The 18,136-nt window shown below is 31.2% G+C and carries 15 protein-coding genes; 3 read left to right on the top strand and 12 right to left on the bottom strand.

Features of this window, described 5'->3' with window-relative positions:
* Nucleotides 1–132 precede the first annotated feature (132 nt).
* Nucleotides 133–759: a trimeric intracellular cation channel family protein gene (locus tag ACFVR2_RS22630; protein ID WP_387367118.1), complete on the top strand. Its 627-nt coding sequence runs from the start codon at nt 133–135 to the stop codon at nt 757–759.
* A gap of 64 nt (nt 760–823) precedes the next feature.
* Here the strand turns inward: ACFVR2_RS22630 and ACFVR2_RS22625 are convergent, their stop codons facing one another.
* Nucleotides 824–1,375 (bottom strand): NADPH-dependent FMN reductase, encoded by a 552-nt coding sequence (locus tag ACFVR2_RS22625; RefSeq protein ID WP_387367115.1) that lies wholly within the window; start codon nt 1,373–1,375, stop codon nt 824–826.
* Between the two features lie 396 nt (nt 1,376–1,771).
* Between ACFVR2_RS22625 and ACFVR2_RS22620 the strand changes: the two genes are divergently transcribed.
* Nucleotides 1,772–2,686 carry a DMT family transporter gene (locus tag ACFVR2_RS22620; protein ID WP_387367112.1) on the top strand — a complete coding sequence of 305 codons (915 nt, stop codon included), beginning with the start codon at nt 1,772–1,774 and terminating at the stop codon, nt 2,684–2,686.
* Nucleotides 2,687–3,386: 700 nt separating this feature from the next.
* Here ACFVR2_RS22620 and ACFVR2_RS22615 read toward each other — a convergent pair.
* Nucleotides 3,387–3,968 carry a MerR family transcriptional regulator gene (locus ACFVR2_RS22615; RefSeq protein ID WP_387367109.1) on the bottom strand — a complete coding sequence of 194 codons (582 nt, stop codon included), beginning with the start codon at nt 3,966–3,968 and terminating at the stop codon, nt 3,387–3,389.
* Nucleotides 3,969–4,799: 831 nt separating this feature from the next.
* On the bottom strand, nt 4,800–7,970 hold the full coding sequence (locus ACFVR2_RS22610) for an ATP-binding cassette domain-containing protein (RefSeq protein ID WP_387367106.1): 3,171 nt from the start codon (nt 7,968–7,970) through the stop codon (nt 4,800–4,802).
* 317 nt (nt 7,971–8,287) lie between these two features.
* On the opposite strand from ACFVR2_RS22610, the gene ACFVR2_RS22605 reads away from it, so the two are divergent.
* Nucleotides 8,288–9,889 carry a glycoside hydrolase family 10-like protein gene (locus ACFVR2_RS22605; protein ID WP_387367103.1) on the top strand — a complete coding sequence of 534 codons (1,602 nt, stop codon included), beginning with the start codon at nt 8,288–8,290 and terminating at the stop codon, nt 9,887–9,889.
* Between the two features lie 62 nt (nt 9,890–9,951).
* On the opposite strand, the gene recQ is transcribed toward ACFVR2_RS22605, so the two are convergent.
* The 9 genes from recQ to ACFVR2_RS22560 all read right to left on the bottom strand — a co-directional run bounded on the left by recQ (nt 9,952) and on the right by ACFVR2_RS22560 (nt 18,118).
* Nucleotides 9,952–12,063 carry a DNA helicase RecQ gene (gene recQ / locus ACFVR2_RS22600; RefSeq protein WP_387367100.1) on the bottom strand — a complete coding sequence of 704 codons (2,112 nt, stop codon included), beginning with the start codon at nt 12,061–12,063 and terminating at the stop codon, nt 9,952–9,954.
* Nucleotides 12,064–12,103: 40 nt separating this feature from the next.
* Nucleotides 12,104–12,544: a YaiI/YqxD family protein gene (locus tag ACFVR2_RS22595; RefSeq protein ID WP_387367097.1), complete on the bottom strand. Its 441-nt coding sequence runs from the start codon at nt 12,542–12,544 to the stop codon at nt 12,104–12,106.
* Nucleotides 12,528–13,244: a pseudouridine synthase gene (locus ACFVR2_RS22590; protein WP_387367094.1), complete on the bottom strand. Its 717-nt coding sequence runs from the start codon at nt 13,242–13,244 to the stop codon at nt 12,528–12,530. The genes ACFVR2_RS22595 and ACFVR2_RS22590 overlap by 17 nt, the downstream gene beginning before the upstream one ends.
* 83 nt (nt 13,245–13,327) lie before the next feature.
* Nucleotides 13,328–13,831, bottom strand: a complete 504-nt coding sequence (locus ACFVR2_RS22585; protein ID WP_387367091.1) for an ankyrin repeat domain-containing protein — start codon at nt 13,829–13,831, stop codon at nt 13,328–13,330.
* A gap of 2 nt (nt 13,832–13,833) precedes the next feature.
* Nucleotides 13,834–14,778 (bottom strand): 5-oxoprolinase subunit C family protein, encoded by a 945-nt coding sequence (locus ACFVR2_RS22580; RefSeq protein WP_387367088.1) that lies wholly within the window; start codon nt 14,776–14,778, stop codon nt 13,834–13,836.
* 4 nt (nt 14,779–14,782) lie between these two features.
* On the bottom strand, nt 14,783–15,538 hold the full coding sequence (locus ACFVR2_RS22575; RefSeq protein WP_387367395.1) for a 5-oxoprolinase subunit PxpA: 756 nt from the start codon (nt 15,536–15,538) through the stop codon (nt 14,783–14,785).
* On the bottom strand, nt 15,528–16,271 hold the full coding sequence (gene pxpB / locus ACFVR2_RS22570) for a 5-oxoprolinase subunit PxpB (RefSeq protein WP_387367085.1): 744 nt from the start codon (nt 16,269–16,271) through the stop codon (nt 15,528–15,530). Before pxpB ends, ACFVR2_RS22575 begins: the two co-directional genes overlap by 11 nt.
* Nucleotides 16,264–16,881 (bottom strand): pyroglutamyl-peptidase I, encoded by a 618-nt coding sequence (locus ACFVR2_RS22565; protein WP_387367082.1) that lies wholly within the window; start codon nt 16,879–16,881, stop codon nt 16,264–16,266. The genes pxpB and ACFVR2_RS22565 overlap by 8 nt, the downstream gene beginning before the upstream one ends.
* Nucleotides 16,882–17,161: 280 nt before the next feature.
* Nucleotides 17,162–18,118: a LacI family DNA-binding transcriptional regulator gene (locus ACFVR2_RS22560; protein WP_387367079.1), complete on the bottom strand. Its 957-nt coding sequence runs from the start codon at nt 18,116–18,118 to the stop codon at nt 17,162–17,164.
* Nucleotides 18,119–18,136 lie beyond the last annotated feature (18 nt).

The raw sequence follows: 18,136 nt of genomic DNA, 5'->3' as shown, positions 1-18,136 counted from the left end.
TAAAATACTGTAAATTTTTTATGTAAAAAAAATTTTTTAAATGAAGCGTTTTCAAAGTTATTTTAATATTGTAATAGTCCCTTCCTGTTGCTAAAATGAATCATAGAAAATGGAATTAAGGGGATAGAATGGATGATTTTGATCGAGGTTTTTGTATATGCAGGAATTATAGTTGCTAGCATTTCTGGTACTTTGGTTGGTATTCAAAAGAAATTGGACTTATTTGGTGTAGTTTTTTTAGCAGCTTGTACTGCGCTTGGCGGAGGGTTAATTCGTGATATTATTTTAGGTCAAACGGTACCGAATGCTTTTGCAAAACCTCAATACTTTATCGTAAGTACAGTAGTTTCAATTGTAACATGGTTATTTTATCAACGAACAATGCAGTTCCAATCAACTTTAATCATTACAGATGCAATTGGTCTAGGTGTTTTTACTGCAGTTGGTTCATATTCGGCAATTGATCACGGTTTAAAAGGTTCTTTTTTAATTATTTCGATGGGTTTAATTACTGGAATTGGTGGTGGAATTATGCGGGATGTATTCGCAAGAGAAATTCCATTTGTATTCCGAAAAGAAATTTATGCAATCGCAGCAATTATTGGCTCTATAACAATTTTGTTTACGCATGGTGAATTTACTAAACTACAATCTTTGTATATTTGCTTTTTAATTACAACAGCAATTAGAATGATCGCTGTACGATACAAAGTAAACTTTCCTATTAGAAAAGTAAATGATAAATCGTTTTTACTTTAAGCTTAACAAATATGTTAAGCTATTTTTAATGGTCCTAACCAATAATTGATTAGGACCATTTTTATTACTTAGAAACACTATTTGATTCTATGTATTCTTTATATAAAATTTCTTTTTGTACATATTCTTTTAATTCATCAATTACTTCTGTTACTTTTGCAAAAGCTTCAGGCTTCACAACTGTATCATTTTCAAAATCAACTGGGTCTAAAACTAGTTGTTTTGGTAATGCATTTCCATAAACACCACGAATTACTGTTCTCATACTATTTAAAGCATTAATACCACCTTTTCCTCCACCAGCTACTGCTAATAAAGAAATTGGCTTTTTCTTGAATGGCTCAGAGCCTAATAGTTCAACTAAGTTTTTTAAAGCTCCACTCATCGCATTATTGTACTCTGGTGTACATATAACGATTCCATCTGCTTTAACTAATAATTCCCTAATTGCTTTAACTGCTTCTACTTCTTTTTGTTCAGCTTCCCCATTATAAAGAGGAACTTGTTCAAATGCTAAATCTAAATTTGTATAATTATTAGATTCTGCGATTTGCTTTGCTAAGAATCTAGTTCGACCATTTGCTCTAGGTGAACCATTTACTACTACGATATTCATTGATATTCCCCTCACAATTTAAAATAGTTGCCATCATTTTGACAATTTTTTACTAAAGATTCCTTTAAACTACAAAATATAGTATAAATGAAATCTATTTATTTGACTAATATTTTAAACAGAATTTAATGAAAACTTCGATTTTAAAAATCATATAAGATCGTGGAAAATATTATTATTATGAGTAAGGAATTCTTTCCTTCTTGCCATTTTACTTCCTCATGAACTTTTTATGTGTTAGTAAATCTCATCTCCTTGAATTTTTCTTACTCAATATTACCCTATGAATAAGGTATTTCCTTATCCACAATCTATTCGATTGATATAATACTAAAGTTTAGTATATACTTATTTGACAGAATATTGAAATTACACTTGGAATGGATGTGATACATATTGGGGAATTTGGCAGTAAATAAAAAGGCGACAATTAGTATCATTATTGCAATGGCTACTTTCGGCACAGTAGGTTTCGTCGCTCCTAAAACGGGCTTAAAAGCCATTGATTTAGTTTTTATTAGATGTGTTTTTGCGAGTATATTTTTATTTTCTGTTTGGTATTTTTCAGGGATAGTAAAAAAAGAAATATTTAATAAAAAAGATATAACTCTTTCATTATTTAGTGGAATCTTATTAGTTTTGAATTGGGTATTTTTATTTAAATCATTTGAAAATTTATCCGTTACAATTTCGGTTTCAATTTATTACTTAGCTCCCGTAATTTTATTCTTATTAGGTAGTTTAATTTATAAAGAAAAAATTACGCTAGTTCCTTTACTTGGCGTTTTAAGTAGTTTTATCGGATCGATCCTTTTATCTGGTATTAATTCTGATTTTACACTTGATAAATTCCTTTCGTCTGGGGTCATTTGGGCATTTCTTGCTGCAATCTTTTATGGATTATTAATGATTGTGAATAAAGGGATTACACAAACAAGTTCATATTTTACGACTTTACTTCAGACAACATTAGGGTTTCTACTTTTAATTCCTTTTGTTAAATTTGATTCTTTTCAAAACTTGCATTTAGAAAACTGGACTTTTATTTTGATTATTGGATTTGTTCATACAGGCGTTATTTATGCATTATTCTTTGGTAATATTCGATTTTTACCTTCTAATATGATTGCTGTGTTAACATTTTTAGATCCTGCAGTTGCAATTGTTTTGGATACAGTCATAACAGGATTTAAACCAACACCAACCCAAGTAATTGGAATTTTTATGACTTTTTTAGGTATCGCTTTAATTTTGCTACTGAATTCACCAAAGAAAGTATCGCAAAATTCAAATGAAAAAATTGCAAATTAACGATTTATTCAGTTAAAAAGAACTTTAACTTCATTGTCAAACTATACTAAAAGGACTATAATAAAGTCATTAAGAATATACTAAAAAGGGATGTGCTGCGAACACACCCCTTCCGAGTAGTAATTGGTAAAGTTGCTTTCCTCGGACCCAGTGAAGAAATAATCACCACAACCATTTCGAGGGGTAGGGTGGTTATTTTTTTTTGCTAATAGAAATGATAATACCGATTATGCTTAAGATTACAGTTGCAGTTATCCCAACACTTTGAATAATTAAATTTGCAATCTCATAGCCAGTCACATTCTCACCTCCCTTCTTAGCGAAGAAAGGCACCTACCACAACTCTACTCTACCTAATTTTACCATAAGTATATTCAAAATACCAGAATGTATGTTCTGTTTTTTGTGATATTTGATTACAAGCCATTTCGTCTATTCATGAAGAGTAACCTTACCTCAACAGCATTTTTTGAACTTAATAAGGGTACTAGAATGATGGATTAATGAAAATCCTTCATTCCTGAAGAACGATCAATAAGAAACAAGTTTACATAATAATTTCAGATAAATAATAAAGAACACCTGTTATAAGTGCTCCCTAATTTCTACTATTAATTATTAAGTATAAAATTCCATATAAGATGGCTATTATCATTCCAACGACAAAAGCAACGCGAAATCGCTAGTATGTAATATAAGCTCATATTTCGAAATACCATTTTTTTAATTCTACTATTTTTTCACTTACTTTCTTTAGTAATGAATTCTTTTCTTGAGTGGCTGCCGTTTCTAATAACAGTTGTTGATCTTGTTTTCTTTGTTCTCTCCATTCTTCTAACAGTAAGCTAGTCTGCTTTTCTCGTTGCTTTAATACTTCTTTATGTTGTAGATCCATCTTTTTAGAAAGTCTTTCTTCCATTTTATTCATTAGTTTTTCAATTGTTTGCAACTGGTGTTCATTGTTTATCTGTATTAGGTGCTCTGTTAAGTTTAAAGACTTTTCTTCGACTATCATGTCAGTATGAGGTATTAATCTATTGGTTTGCTCTTTTATTATTCTCGCAGACTTCTCTAACGTCATACCATCATGCTTACTTAATTCAATTAGTTTTTCGAAGATCAAGACATCATAATTTGAATATTGTCGATGTCCTCTACTATTCTTCTTGATTGTATAACCAACATTCTCTAAGATATCCTGATACTTTCTGAAGGTGCTTGGTTTCAACTCCAACTGCTCTCTTATTTGAGTACTAGTTAATATTACATCTCCGTCTATCATGCCCCTCACACTCCTTACAATGCTTATATTCTATACTGGCATGTTATCTCCTTTTTGCATTGCAAAAGGTTTATCGAATTTAGCATCAGAGTTTATTGAAAGAGAAAGATTTGATGAACGAATAAATGAATTTTTAGTAAAGAGGACCACAACTTAAGTGTGATTCTCTATTTAATTTCTTCTAGGATAATTTATTAAAAGTAAGGTATTTAAAATAAACAGTTAATTCAATATCAGCAATGTTGTCTGATTTTTATATTGTGTAAGGGCATACTTAAGATAAACCCATAATATCAAAGTTGCTATGTACATTTGTATGTATATTATCTTTATATACTCTTGATAAAAGCATTGTTCTAATTTACAGTTCTATATTTATACGAATGAAATGATCTAATAGTTTCTTTATTTTTAAATGTAATATAATAAAAAACTCATTTGTATTTTTAACAAATGAGTTTTCAGATCAAATTATTATGCAAATACAAAATTTTAGTTTAAAAGATATGACATCAAGAATATTACAAACACAGTTAAACCCGCTGATATTTTTAAGTTCCTACCTAAGTTTAAATGATTCAACATATCTCCTACTTTCAAATAATATATTGGTGGAATATTATATTTTAAAAATATATTTTTAGAAAATTCGTTATATGCTACAGATTAATAATACTAATAATTCTGTTTTATTTCCATGTATAAACTGTGAACATTATTCTATGAAAACTTTTTAACAATTTTAGCTGTTATATTGACACATTTATATATAAAGCTCCAAAATGAAAAACTCATTTCAAAACGATCTTTGAAAATGAGTTTTTATTTTTGTTAATTATTTTGAATCAAGCATTGATAAACTGCCATCATATCACGTTTATTTAGTTCTCTTATGCGATTGAATATCGGTATATTTTTAACTTCTTCAGTTAGTTGATTTTCAGGAACTATTTCATTTACTTTACCAGTGAGCCATGTTTGAACCGCAATGCCCTCAACAAGTTGTTGACGTCCACTCTCATTGATCCCACTAGCAAAACAGCTAACACAAGGAATTGTTAATTTATATACCCCGTCATGTAGATTATCTTCAGAAATTACTTTCTTTCCTTTACAAAACGGACATGGGTTACTCGCTTTTACTTTATTAATTAATGTAACGATTTTTTTATATCCAAATGCTTCATAAACATATGTTAGTTTTTTGAATTTACCATTCGTAAAATATTTGTCTATAATGTCTTCTCTAGTCTCAAATATATCTTTAAAATCAGTTATCGTTACTAAGTTTTTATTACTTACTTCTTCAATATTTGTCTTAACACGATCCCAAAATGGCAAAGCATTTTGTAGTACTACTTCATATCCAACGAGGCTTGCTTGTTTTATTTCTAGCATCTTTAACGCGACTTGTTGCTCTCGGGATAGTAAAGAAACTTCTACTGTTAATGTTGTTTCTCCACCAACAATTGATTTTATTTCTTCTAGGACTGATAGCTGACCAACTATTTTAATTACTTGATCTATAGGTTGATTGATGATTTCACGAATATCAAATTTGCCAAATATTAATTTTTTGTGGTGGTTTAATACTGTACCTTCGCATATAGGGCATATAATTTGCTCTTTGGAAGCCTTCATTTGTTCTTTGATAGACGATTTTGAAATTGACATATATCGTCCAATAATCGTGTTAAAGCCTTCCCATAATCTTTGCGTCTTCCCAGCTTTATCGTAAAAAGTTTTTTCATAGTATCCATATAAAAAAGTATGCATTTCTGCTTCTGACATCTCATTAAAACTTTTACTAATGTCTTGTCCAAGTTCATTTTTTATTTCATCAAATAGGAATTGTAATTTAGGATATTGGTAATATTTTAAAACTTCCATTACATCTGAATGTAATAATCCTTCCCAAAAAGGTACTGTTTTATCTTGTATGACGACATCAATATCAAACTTCTCAATTACTCTACGGCCAGAGCAGGATGGACAATGATTTTCTTGGTTATAAAAGTCAAAACTTCTTGTATCTTTATTAGTCGGATGTGAAGCAACGATTTGATTAATTAATCCGCCGATCTCATATAAAAATGTATATTGACTGTATAAATGTCTTTCTAAATCAATTGCAATAACAGGAAGAATAGCATCAGATTCATATTCTCCATAAATAAGTCGTGCCATCGATGATAGACTTTTTAATATTCCACCTTTATAAATGTTTTCTGCATTTTTGAAATAATTTATATTATTTTCTTGTAAATATTGAACTCCCTTTTGTACTTTAAGCGATGATGAAATATGCGCCTGAGGCTTTTCATGATCCTGTTTTATGTGATTAAAATAATCATCATGATTTACAACTTCAAGTTGTTCAACTGGGGTAATCTTTCTTTTCCCAAAATCAACAATAAAATCTGAACTTTCTAACATGTAGGCATTATGTTCAATCATCATAATAGAAATTGATTCATCTTTTAGAATTTCTCGAACACTATCTATAAATTGATTTAATATATTTTGTGATAATCCTTTGGATGGTTCATCAAAAATGAATAGTGTATGAGGGTTTCTTGAATTAGAAAATAGTTCAGAAACTAAATGTACACATTGAAATTCTCCAGTTGAAAGTGTTTGTGTTTTTCTTTCAAGAGTAAGATAGCCAAGACCAAGTTTAATTAATAAGCTTAAACGCTTATGGGCAATGTCTTCGTTCGGCAGTTCTTCAATGAAATCCTCGATTGAACGTAGAAAAATATCATCTATTTCCTCACTATATTTTGTTAGCTTTCTTTTTATATCTAAGAATGTAGCAACTGTTGATCGGCTCGTAATCGATTGGTTTCGATCCTGTCCTACCATCACTAATTTATCTTTTGGATATCGTTTTAAAAAGTCTTTTGACATACATTCGTTTACTAGAGTAGATTTACCACATCCAGATTCGCCAGTAAATGTGACTAGTCTATTTTTAGGGATCTGTATTTCCTGAATTTGGATATTACGACAATGAAGATCTTTAAACTCATAGAACTCATTTGGCAAAGTCTGATTTCTTTCCCAATAAATCGGTTTAGGTCGTGGAGATACTTCAACAATTTTCCCGCCGTATTTACCACTTCCAGGTCCGAAAAATACTTGATCATCTGTTGCATCTAGCACAGTGTCGGAATGGTCAATTAACCATATTTGATTTTTAAATCCTAATTCTTTTATCTCGTCTAATATTCTATTTAAAGTATCATGGTCAAGACCAACCGAAATTTCATCGATGATAATTACAGTATTTTCACTAGTTGCCATAAATTCAGCTAAATAAAGTCGAGTTATTTCTCCACCGGATAATGTTCCTGTTATTCGATTTAGGGATAAATAGCCAATATTCATTTTGATTATATTGTTGAGTAAATGCTGTTTAGCTTCACTAATTTGTAATTCTTCTGCTAGTGATAAGATTGTTTCTACACTTAAGTAATTAATATCTGAAATAGAATGTGGACGATCAAATAACTCAATTGTATATTCTTCAATTTTTTGATTATAACGGTTTCCTTTACACTTTTTACATTCAATATTTTTTGTAATTCCGCGGCCTTTACAATCCGGGCACCAGCCTAATTCATTATTAAATGAAAAAACTTCTGGAGAAAGATTAAATTTTTCTGCAAGACATACACGAATGTCTTTAAAAACACCAGTATGTGTTCCAAGTGTTGAACGTGGATTCGTAGAAATGGATGATTTGCCAAGGAATAGTACTAATGGCATTTCTTCCATTTTAATCGCACTAAAATTTGTTTCCATTATGTTTGGGAATAAATATTGATATTCAGCCTTTGGAAGTAAAGACACTAGTCGTTTCTTTGACTCCTCACCAATTGTTTGACAAAAAGTAGTTTTACCAGAACCAGATAATCCAGCGATTCCCAATGATTGGTTCTCAGGTAAAATTGCATCTAATTTATTAATATTATTTGCAATTAATTGACTTATTTTCAAATTCTTATCCTCTCTTGTCTCGTAAAATTTGAATAAATTATGTATGTTCTTTCCTTATATGACCTTTAATTTCTGCAATTATACTTACAATCAATATTTTACCAATTTAAGACAATCCAAGCTATAGATCATGAATGATAAAATGATTTATATTTGAGGGATTTCACAAAAATATCAAACAAACCGAAATTTAATTTCTTAATTTTTTAGATTCTTTTGAAATTTAATTTCAAAAAATATAGACAATACTTTCCATTTTTGGTAGTTTTATATTATGTAAGCGCTACTAATTCAATAGAAAGTAAGGTGGAACACTTATGAAGGCAAGAAAACTAGGAAAATATGCGATTGCTGCTACAGTAGGCGCATCTCTATTATTTCAACAAATTCAAAATGTTCATGCTGAAACTACTTCACAGTACTCAGTCCCGCCTAAGCATGAGCTGCGAGCAGCTTGGATTGCTTCAGTTACAAACATAGATTGGCCATCAGCTACTGGCTTGTCTGAAATGCAACAAAAATCTGAGTTTATGAAACTATTAGATGATGTGGAAAAGATGGGAATGAATTCAGTTGTTGTACAAATTAAACCGACCGCTGATGCTTTTTATCCATCTGAATATGGTCCTTGGTCAAAATACTTAACTGGTACACAAGGAAAAGATCCGGGCTATGATCCGCTTGCATTTATGGTTGAAGAAGCACATAAACGGAATATTGAATTTCATGCTTGGTTTAATCCGTATCGTATTACAATGCCTCGAACTGCACCAGGAGATGCGACTTTAGCAGATTTAAATACTTTAGCAGAAAACCATCCTGCAAGAAAACATCCTGAATGGGTAATCCCATATGGAAAGCAATTATATTTTGATCCGGGCAATCCTGATGCACGTCAATTTATTATTGATGGGATAATGGAAGTTGTAAAAAAATATGATATCGATGCAGTACATTTGGATGATTATTTTTATCCATATCGTATCGCAGGTCAAGAATTTCCAGATCAATCCTCGTACGAAAAATATGGTAAACAAAAGTTTGCTAATATTGAAGATTGGCGACGAGACAATGTAAATCAGTTCGTTAAAGTTCTTCATAATTCAATAAAAAAAGAAAAAACTTATGTTAAATTTGGGATTAGTCCTTTTGGAGTTTGGCGAAATATAGCAAAAGACCCTACTGGTTCAAATACAACTGCTGGTCAAACAAATTATGATGACCTATTTGCTGATACAAGAGAATGGATTAATAAAGATTACATTGATTATATTACTCCTCAAATCTATTGGAATATAGGATTTGAAGCTGCTGCATATGATACGTTAGCAAATTGGTGGACGAAGGAAGTAAAGGGTAAGAATGTTGATTTATATATTGGACAAGCTGATTACAAAATTAATGCTAACAATGAGGCATGGGCTCTACCTGACGAATTACCAAATCAAATTGCATTAAATCGTACAATTCCTGAAATCAAAGGCAGTATGCATTTTTCAATTAAAGACTTAAATCGAAATCCACTTGGAATTAAAGATCGTTTAAGCCAAGACTTATATAGAACTAAGGCATTAATTCCTTCTATGCCATGGCTAGATGACCAAGCTCCAAAGAAACCAAAATTCGAAAACGCTCTTCGTACTAAAGATGGAATCCAACTCACTTTGAATACTCACCCTAATGATCAAGATGTTTCATATTATGTTGTATACCGTTTTGATGGATTACATAAAGGTAGTATTGATGATCCAAGAAACATCTTAACTACCGTTCGTAAATCAGAAAATGGCAAAACAACATATTTTGATACAACTGCAAATATAGATAAAGACTACACATATGAAATAACTGCTGTAGACCGACTTCATAATGAAAGTAAAGTAAGTAATCAAATAAAGGTTAAAGCTAGTAAGAAATAGGTATAATAAAGAGCTTCCAATTCAATATAGGAAGCTCTTTATTCTTTTAGAAAAAGGTTATATTAAGTTGCAGATTTCATAATCACTGCTTTTATCATAAAATAACTAATTTCAGTTGGTAATTCATCTTTAATAGGTCGAAGTTTTTCACTTCCAACTGTATGAATGACTTCTTTAATTTGTTTTTCAATATCAATAGGCACTACTTCATTCCAATCAAATTGATCATCTTCCATTGCACTTTGCAGAATATGATTTTCAACAGTAGTCATATTTAATCCTCTCTCTTTTGCAATTTCAGAAATAGTAAGTCCGTTTTGATAACATTCGTAAGATATTTTGTGTGAAGGGACTTTATTAATTGTTGTCGCTTTTGGTCTTGTAGTTTCTACTTCAATATGGTTCTCTTCTTTATATTTCTTGATCACTTCTATAAATTGCGTACCAAATTTTTGTTGTTTTTGTAATCCGACACCTTTTGCCTGTAGGAACTCTTCATCAGTTGTAGGGAGCAATTTACATAAATCTCGTAAAGTACTATCCGCAAAAACGACAAATGGTGGTACTCCAAGTTCTGTAGCAATTTCTTTACGTAAACTTCGTAGTTGATCAAATAAATTATTATCAACGTTTGTAATTTCAGTAACTTGGATTTCTTCTTTTTTCATTACGTTTATTTTATTTAATAGTACTTCTCTTCCCCTATTTGTTACAGTTAACAGTGGGAATTTACCGCTAGTAACGCCAATAAATTGTTCCGATGTTAAATAATCAATTAAATCACCAACACTTTTTAATGTGCGATTTTTGAATAAACCATATGTCGTTAAAGTATGAAAATTTAAGTCTATTAATTTTTTATTCATTGACCCTGTTAGTACTGATGCAACCATCGTTTTACCAAATCTTTCGCCCATTCGAATAATGCATGATAAAACGATTTGAGCATCAATTGTAATATCTATTGCAGTTCTTTGATCAATACAATTACTACACTTACCACAAGCATGGTCTCTTTCATCACCAAAGTATTTTAAAATAAATGCTTGTAAACATGTTTCGCAATAACTGTAATCCTTCATGGATTGTAGTTTTGAAATTTCTTGTTTTAGTCGATTAGGTTCAAAGGTAGATTGTTCAATTAAAAATCTTTGTATTTGAACATCTTGTGCAGTAAAAAGTAAAATACATTCACTTTCTAATCCATCTCGACCTGCTCTCCCAGCCTCTTGATAATAGCTTTCCATATTTTTAGGCATTTGGTAATGAATTACATATCTAACATTACTTTTGTCAATTCCCATACCAAATGCATTTGTAGCGACCATTACGGTAATATTATCTTGTAAAAATGCATCCTGTTGTTTTGAACGTTCTGAATCGCTTAAACCTGCATGATATTTTCCGACAGAAATGCCTTGGTTTTTTAATTTATTCGTAACATTATCTACTTCTTTTCTAGTTGCGGCGTAAATAATACCTGATTCGTTTTTATTTTGTTTTATGTAATTACAAATATAATCTAATCGATTTTGACCTCTAATGACTTTAAATGACAAATTCTCTCTTTCAAAGCCTGTAATGATTGTCGTTTCCTCAACTATTCCTAGTTGATTGCATATATCAGATTTAACTTGTGGAGTTGCCGTCGCAGTAAGTGCCAATATTGTTGGGTTAGTAGGCAATTCTTGTATTAAGTTTTTTATTCTTAAGTAACTTGGTCTAAAATCATGTCCCCAAGAGGATATACAGTGTGCCTCATCTACTGCTACTAGTAAGATCGGCAATCTTTTTAATTCATTAATAAAGCTTTCTGATTCTAAACGTTCAGGTGCAACATATAGAATTTTGTATTCACCATAGCTTAAATCCATCATTCTTTCATTTACTTCATTATAAGAAAGTGAACTATTAATAAATGTGGAAGGAATACCTACTTGATGCAATGCATCTACCTGGTCTTTCATTAAAGAGATTAAAGGAGAGATGACGAGGGTAACTCCTTGGAGAATTGTCGCTGGAATTTGATAACAGATCGACTTTCCACCACCTGTAGGCATAATACCTGCTGTGTGCTTTCCTGATAAAACTCGTTCAATAATTTGTTCTTGTCCAACTCTAAAATTTTCATATCCAAAATACTTTTTTAAGTTTTCTCTTGCAAGTGTTAACATGCTTGCCTCCTTTTTTATTTATTTGTACAATTCTATTTTACTATAAAGAAATTGAAGTAAGTAAATTTCTTAAGCCGTTTTCGAAATTTGTATTATCAAGCTTCTGACGTTTTTTCGGTCCCTTCACTCTTCCACCTGCATTTCGAATTTTCTTTGAAACATATCGAGTATGTAAAAGTGAATCAATATTTTCATTTGTATATTGAAAACCGTTTTGATTTAGTACATAAGCTTGCTTTGATAAAACCATTGCAGCTAGACCATAATCTTGAGTAATGACGAGATCTCCATTTACAACTCGATTTACTAAAGCAAAATCAACTGCATCCGCACCTTGTGAAACAACGATCGTTTCAGCACCCTCTCTTTGCATTATATGAGCAGTATCACATAATAAAAGAACGTTGATCTTAAATTCTGCCGCAATTTTAATTGTTTCTGAAACTACTGGACAGCCATCTGCATCAATTAAAATTTTCATTTGATTCTTCCTCTTTCAATTGTTCTTTTAAATTAAATAATTCGTTATCTGTTAATTTTCTCCATTTACCTGTTTCTAGATTTTCCATATGGATATTCATAATTCGAATTCTCTTTAATTTAATCACTTTAAATCCAAAACTTTTTGCCATTTTTCGAATTTGACGATTTAAGCCCTGCGTTAAAATAATTCGAAATGTATATTCATCTATTTTTTCAACTTTACATTTTTTAGTTAAAACAGTTCCTATAAGAACCCCATTTGACATGCCATTAATAAAATCTTCATCAATTGGCTGATCGACTGTGACAATATACTCCTTTTCATGTCCATGTTCACTATGTAAAATTTTATGTGCAATAGGCCCATCATTTGTAAGGATGATTAATCCTTCAGAATCTTTATCTAATCTACCTATTGGAAAAACTCTCCTTGGATAATTGACAAAATCAATTATATTTCTTTCGACAGTTTGTAATCCTGTACAAGTAATTCCTACTGGTTTATTTAGGATGATATAGTCTTTTTCACTCGTTAAGTAAATAACTTCATCATTTACTTGTACAAGATCATCTACTTCTACTATGCTGTTTTTTTCAGCAGTTAGTCCATTAATTTTAACCTGTCCCGAAGCAACTAGTCGTTCTGCCGCTCTTCTAGAACAATAACCTGATGCGCTAATATAAACATTAATTCTCAATACTTATTCCTCTTTTACTATTCTTTCTTTTATCATAACAAAAAGTGCAGTGACATAACAGTCATCGCAACACTTCGAATTATTCATGAAGTCACTTCTTTTATAAAATTGATAAACGCTGAATTTCCACGTTCTTCAGCAATTGCTATTGGGGTTTTACCAGAATGATTCGTTTTAATTTCAGCACCGTTTTTTAATAAATGTTCAGCTATAGACGTATTTCCTTCAAATGCTGCGATATGTAATGGAGTGTGACCTTCACTGTCGTAAATATTTGGATTTGCTCCATTTGTTAGAAGAAAATCGATCACTTCTAATGACTTAGCACCTGCAATTGATGCGTGTAGAGCTGTGTTCTGTGGAATGAATGAAAGCTTTGAATGAGAAAGTGCATTGATTTGTGCACCATTTTTTACTAAAGTTTTTACAACTTCATATTGACCGTAATGTGCTGCAATTCCAAGTAATGTTAGACCATGCTCATTTTCTTCATGAATCAAATTTGGCTGTTCACTTATTATCTCAATTACAATTTCATTTTCACCTTTTTCCGTCGCTTCAAATAATTTTGCAAGTAAATTTGCCATCGTTATCTCTCCCCATTTCTACATTCAATTTGTAAATAGTTCAAAAAGAATTGAAGCCTTTTATTTAAAAGTCTCGCCTCGTCCACATCTATTGGTATTAATTGAATTGTATTTCCTTGTTGCATTTGTACAAGTTTCCAAAGGTCTGAATAAATGACTGTACCTAATGTGGCATATCCCCCTGTAGTTTGAGAGTCTGCAAGTAAGATAATTTCTTGTCCAGTTGGTAGGACTTGAATCGATCCAAAAGTAGTGCCTTCTGATAGAATATTTGAATCAAACGGTTCTAAATTAGTATTTTTAGAACTTAAATACATACCCATTCTATTAAACGTACCAATTGTAAGAGGATTAGATAAAATTTGTGATTTTATATAGGTAGGTATTTTCTCAAAATGACTACTTTTTATAAAATAAACCAAATTATGTTTTGGGTAGATTGGAATATACTCATGTTTTAGTCCATTTTTCACTAGTTTATAAGTAGTACTTGAACCATAAATTATTGTACCTTTTTTAACAATTAATCCAAGAGAAGCAGGCTCATACGAGGACTGACTTTCGAAATGACATTCACTTGTAATTCCACCCGGTACTGATATATATGAATAAACGCCAGTATTTCCCCCGTTAAAAGTCAAAATTTCGCCTTTTGCTATGTCGATTATTTTATTCATCTCAACTAATTTACCGTTAATTGTAGGTTTCAAATTTCCACCTGTAATGACGATTGAAAATTGATTTAATGCTTTTAGGACTGTACCACCAATCGCAATTTCAATACTAGCAGCGTTAACTTTGTTTCCTATTAATAGATTTCCAATTTGATAAGCCAACTTGTCCATAGCACCAGATACAGGTATACCTAAATGTCTAAATTTATTCCTACCAATATCTTGAATTGAAATAGATACACCTCTTTGTAAAACTTCAAAATACTCTTTCAAAGTATTACGCTCCTATAGACTTAACGATAATATTATTTTCACGAAATACCTTGCGTAATTCCATCGCTAATTTAATTGAAATGTCAGAATCACTATGTATACAAATGGTATCAGCTTGAAGTGGAATATCTTTACCGGAAATTGTCGATACGGTTTTGGTTGTTACAATTTGAAGTGCCTGGTTAATGGCATCTTTTGTATTGTGATGTACCGAATTTGACTGATTACGAGGTACTAATAAACCTTCATCATTATATGCTCGATCTGCAAATACTTCTGAAGAAAAAGGTATATTCATTTCGATCGCTGCTTCAATTAATTTGCTATTTGCTAGTCCATATAAGGTTAGTGAAGAATCAAAGTTTTTCATAGCTTTTGTAATCGCTAAAGCGATCATTAAATTAGTAGCTGCCATATTATAAAGTGCACCATGAGGTTTTAAATGATGAAGTTCAACTCGGTTTACTTTGCATACCGAATAGAGTGCTCCAATCTGATAAAGAACTAATTTATATATTTCTTCTTCACTGAAATTCATTTCTCTTCTGCCAAAACCCTGTAAGTCGGGAAAACTTGGATGCGCTCCAATTGATAAATTATACTTTTTTGCTAATTTTACTGTTTCATAAATTACAAACGGATCTCCTGCATGAAATCCACAAGCAATATTGGCTGAAGTAATATGTGGCATAATTTGCTCATCATTTATTTTGTAGTTTCCAAAACTTTCACCTAAATCACAGTTCAAATCAATGTGAATCAATAAAACGCACTTCCTTTTTAATTGAATAGTTGTCCTCTTTCACTAGCTGTTCTATCTGATTAAATCCTTCGATATTAATCTCAAAAAATTTTACTAAATCTCCAGGTTTAAAGTTTTCTGTGCCATTATTTTTAATTGAAAATATTGAGATTGGAGTACGTCCAATAATATTCCACCCACCTGGGGAATCAAATGGATAAATTCCTGTTTGATTGCCAGCAATCCCAACTGAACCCTTTAAGACTATTTTTGGCTTTATTAGTCTAGGAGTTGAAAGTTTAGGATTTAACCCGCCAAGATATGGAAACCCTGGTATAAAACCAATCATATAAATGGGATACTTCGTTTCTAAATAAAGTTGAACTACGTCTTCCGTTATTAGTTTATTATGCTCTGCTACTTTTTGAAGTTCTGTCCCAAAAGTGGAACTAAAACAAATAGGAATTTCATAAATTGCTTGCTCTCGCTTAATTTTCGAACGATTATAATGATTAAAATGATGATTTATTTCTTGTTTTATTTCTGTGTATGAAAAATTAAGAGAATCATAAAAAATCGAAATGGAATGATAAGATGGTACGACTGCTGTTATTTTAGTCATTATTTTAATTCTTAGATATTCTGAGAAAGCATGTACTAGATTATTTGTTTCCATTGATATCGAATCACTTAAATAACATACTAAGCCAGAGCAACCTAATGGAAAAATATTTAATTTGCTGTTAGTCATTTAGACTAATCACATCAATTGCAAGCTTTATAGCATTCGTCAAATCTGTTTGCGACCAACTTGGCAACTTCCGATCAATTACGGCCATTTCATGTGAAGCTGGAATATGAATAAAGCCACTCGGAATTTGCTTGTTTATTTTTTTTAATTCATTAAGCATTTGATACATAACGTTATTACACAAATAAGTACCTGCAGAATCGGATATTTCAGCCGGAAAATTGTGATTGTTTAATTCATTAACAACTTTCTGAATTGGAAGTGTTGAAAATAATCCATCCGGGCCTTCAGGATCAATTTTAGCTCCCTCATATTTATTCCCTTTATTGTCCGCTGCACCATCATTGCAATTTATGGCGATCCGTTCTGGCGTAATTTTAAATCTACCACCTGCTAATCCTAATGATATAACCGCAGATGGGTTATACGTATGAAACAATTTTATTAACTCATTACCCGCTGTACTGAAATCAACAGGTAATACTGCCCCGATAATTTGAAACCCTCCAACCTCTTGATTATTTAACTCTTTCACTATTTCTTCTGTAGGATTAATTGAAAAGTTCAGAAAAGGTTCAAAACCTGTTAACAATAATGTATTCAAAAGCACTCATTCCTTTGGTAGAATTTATATAGTTCAATATTTCGACAAGGTCAGTTTAATTTCCTGTCATATTAGTAAAAGAGGTTGAATTCTAAGGTATGTTCTTTTTAAATTAAGTCATCTGCTCAATATTGACTATTAAAGACTGTGTTTTTTCGTTTTGTCCATTTCATTACGGTATGTGAAATTTTCAGTATTAGACAAAAAAAAGAAACTTAAACCTCCCTTTTTAAGTGGAATTTTAGTCTCTTGAAGAAAAACTTAAGTTTCTGATCTAATTTTCTACTTAAGAAGAACCACCAATAGTTAATGAAACTTCAATTTTCTTATTCTCAACAACTTCGTTAGATATGAGTTTCAATAAATTTTTAGCCGCTAATGACCCCCAATCAAATGTCGAATAAGATACTGTACTTAATCTTGGTGATACATATTGTGATAATTCGATATTATCAAAACCTACAATAAAAACATCTTTGCCTACCTTGTAATCTGTATCTTGTAAATAGTTGTAGATACCCATTGCCATTTCATCATTCAAACAGAAAATTGCACTTGATTCATTATAATTTGAAAAAATTTGTTGTGCTGCTAATTCTCCTGAATCTTTCATGAAATTTCCGCCGATTTCAATTAGCTCAATTTCAGGATAATTTGCTAATTCTTCTCTAACACTTTCAATACGTTTACTTGAATCGTATGATCCTTCTGGACCTGTTACAACATATACTTTCTTTACATCATTTTTAAGAAGTTCTTTAATCGCTAATTTAGCTCCGCCGTTATTATCTAATAGAACACCTTTAATATTGTTGTGCTGTAATTCCCGATCCATTACTACCATTTTATAATTTTTTTCAGCATAATCTAAAAGTTCTTCATCTGAAAAAGCTTGATCTAAAATGATTCCACCATCAATTACTTTTTCTAGTAAAAGTCGGTGTGATTGCACGCCAGAGCAAGCAATTAACTCATACCCTTTGTCGTTTAAAGCTTGTCTCATTCCTCTTAATAGTGGTCCGTAAAAATAACCTCCATAATCAGCTAAGAATACCCCAATAATTTTAGTTTCTTTAACCTTTAACATTCTTGCCGCTGCATTAGGAACATAACTTAATCTATTTGCGATCTTCATAATTCTGCTTCGAGTTTCTTCTGTTACTTTTGGACTACCATTCAACGCATATGACACTGTTGAAATGGAAACTCCAGCTTCTTTGGCTATATCTTTTATTCCCGCCATCCCATATCCTCCATTCAA

It is taken from the genome of Gottfriedia sp. NPDC057991, from assembly GCF_042886615.1.
Lineage (GTDB): Bacteria > Bacillota > Bacilli > Bacillales > Bacillaceae_G > Gottfriedia.
Note: the sequence above shows the minus strand (reverse complement) of the source record. Positions and strands in the feature narration are given on the sequence as shown.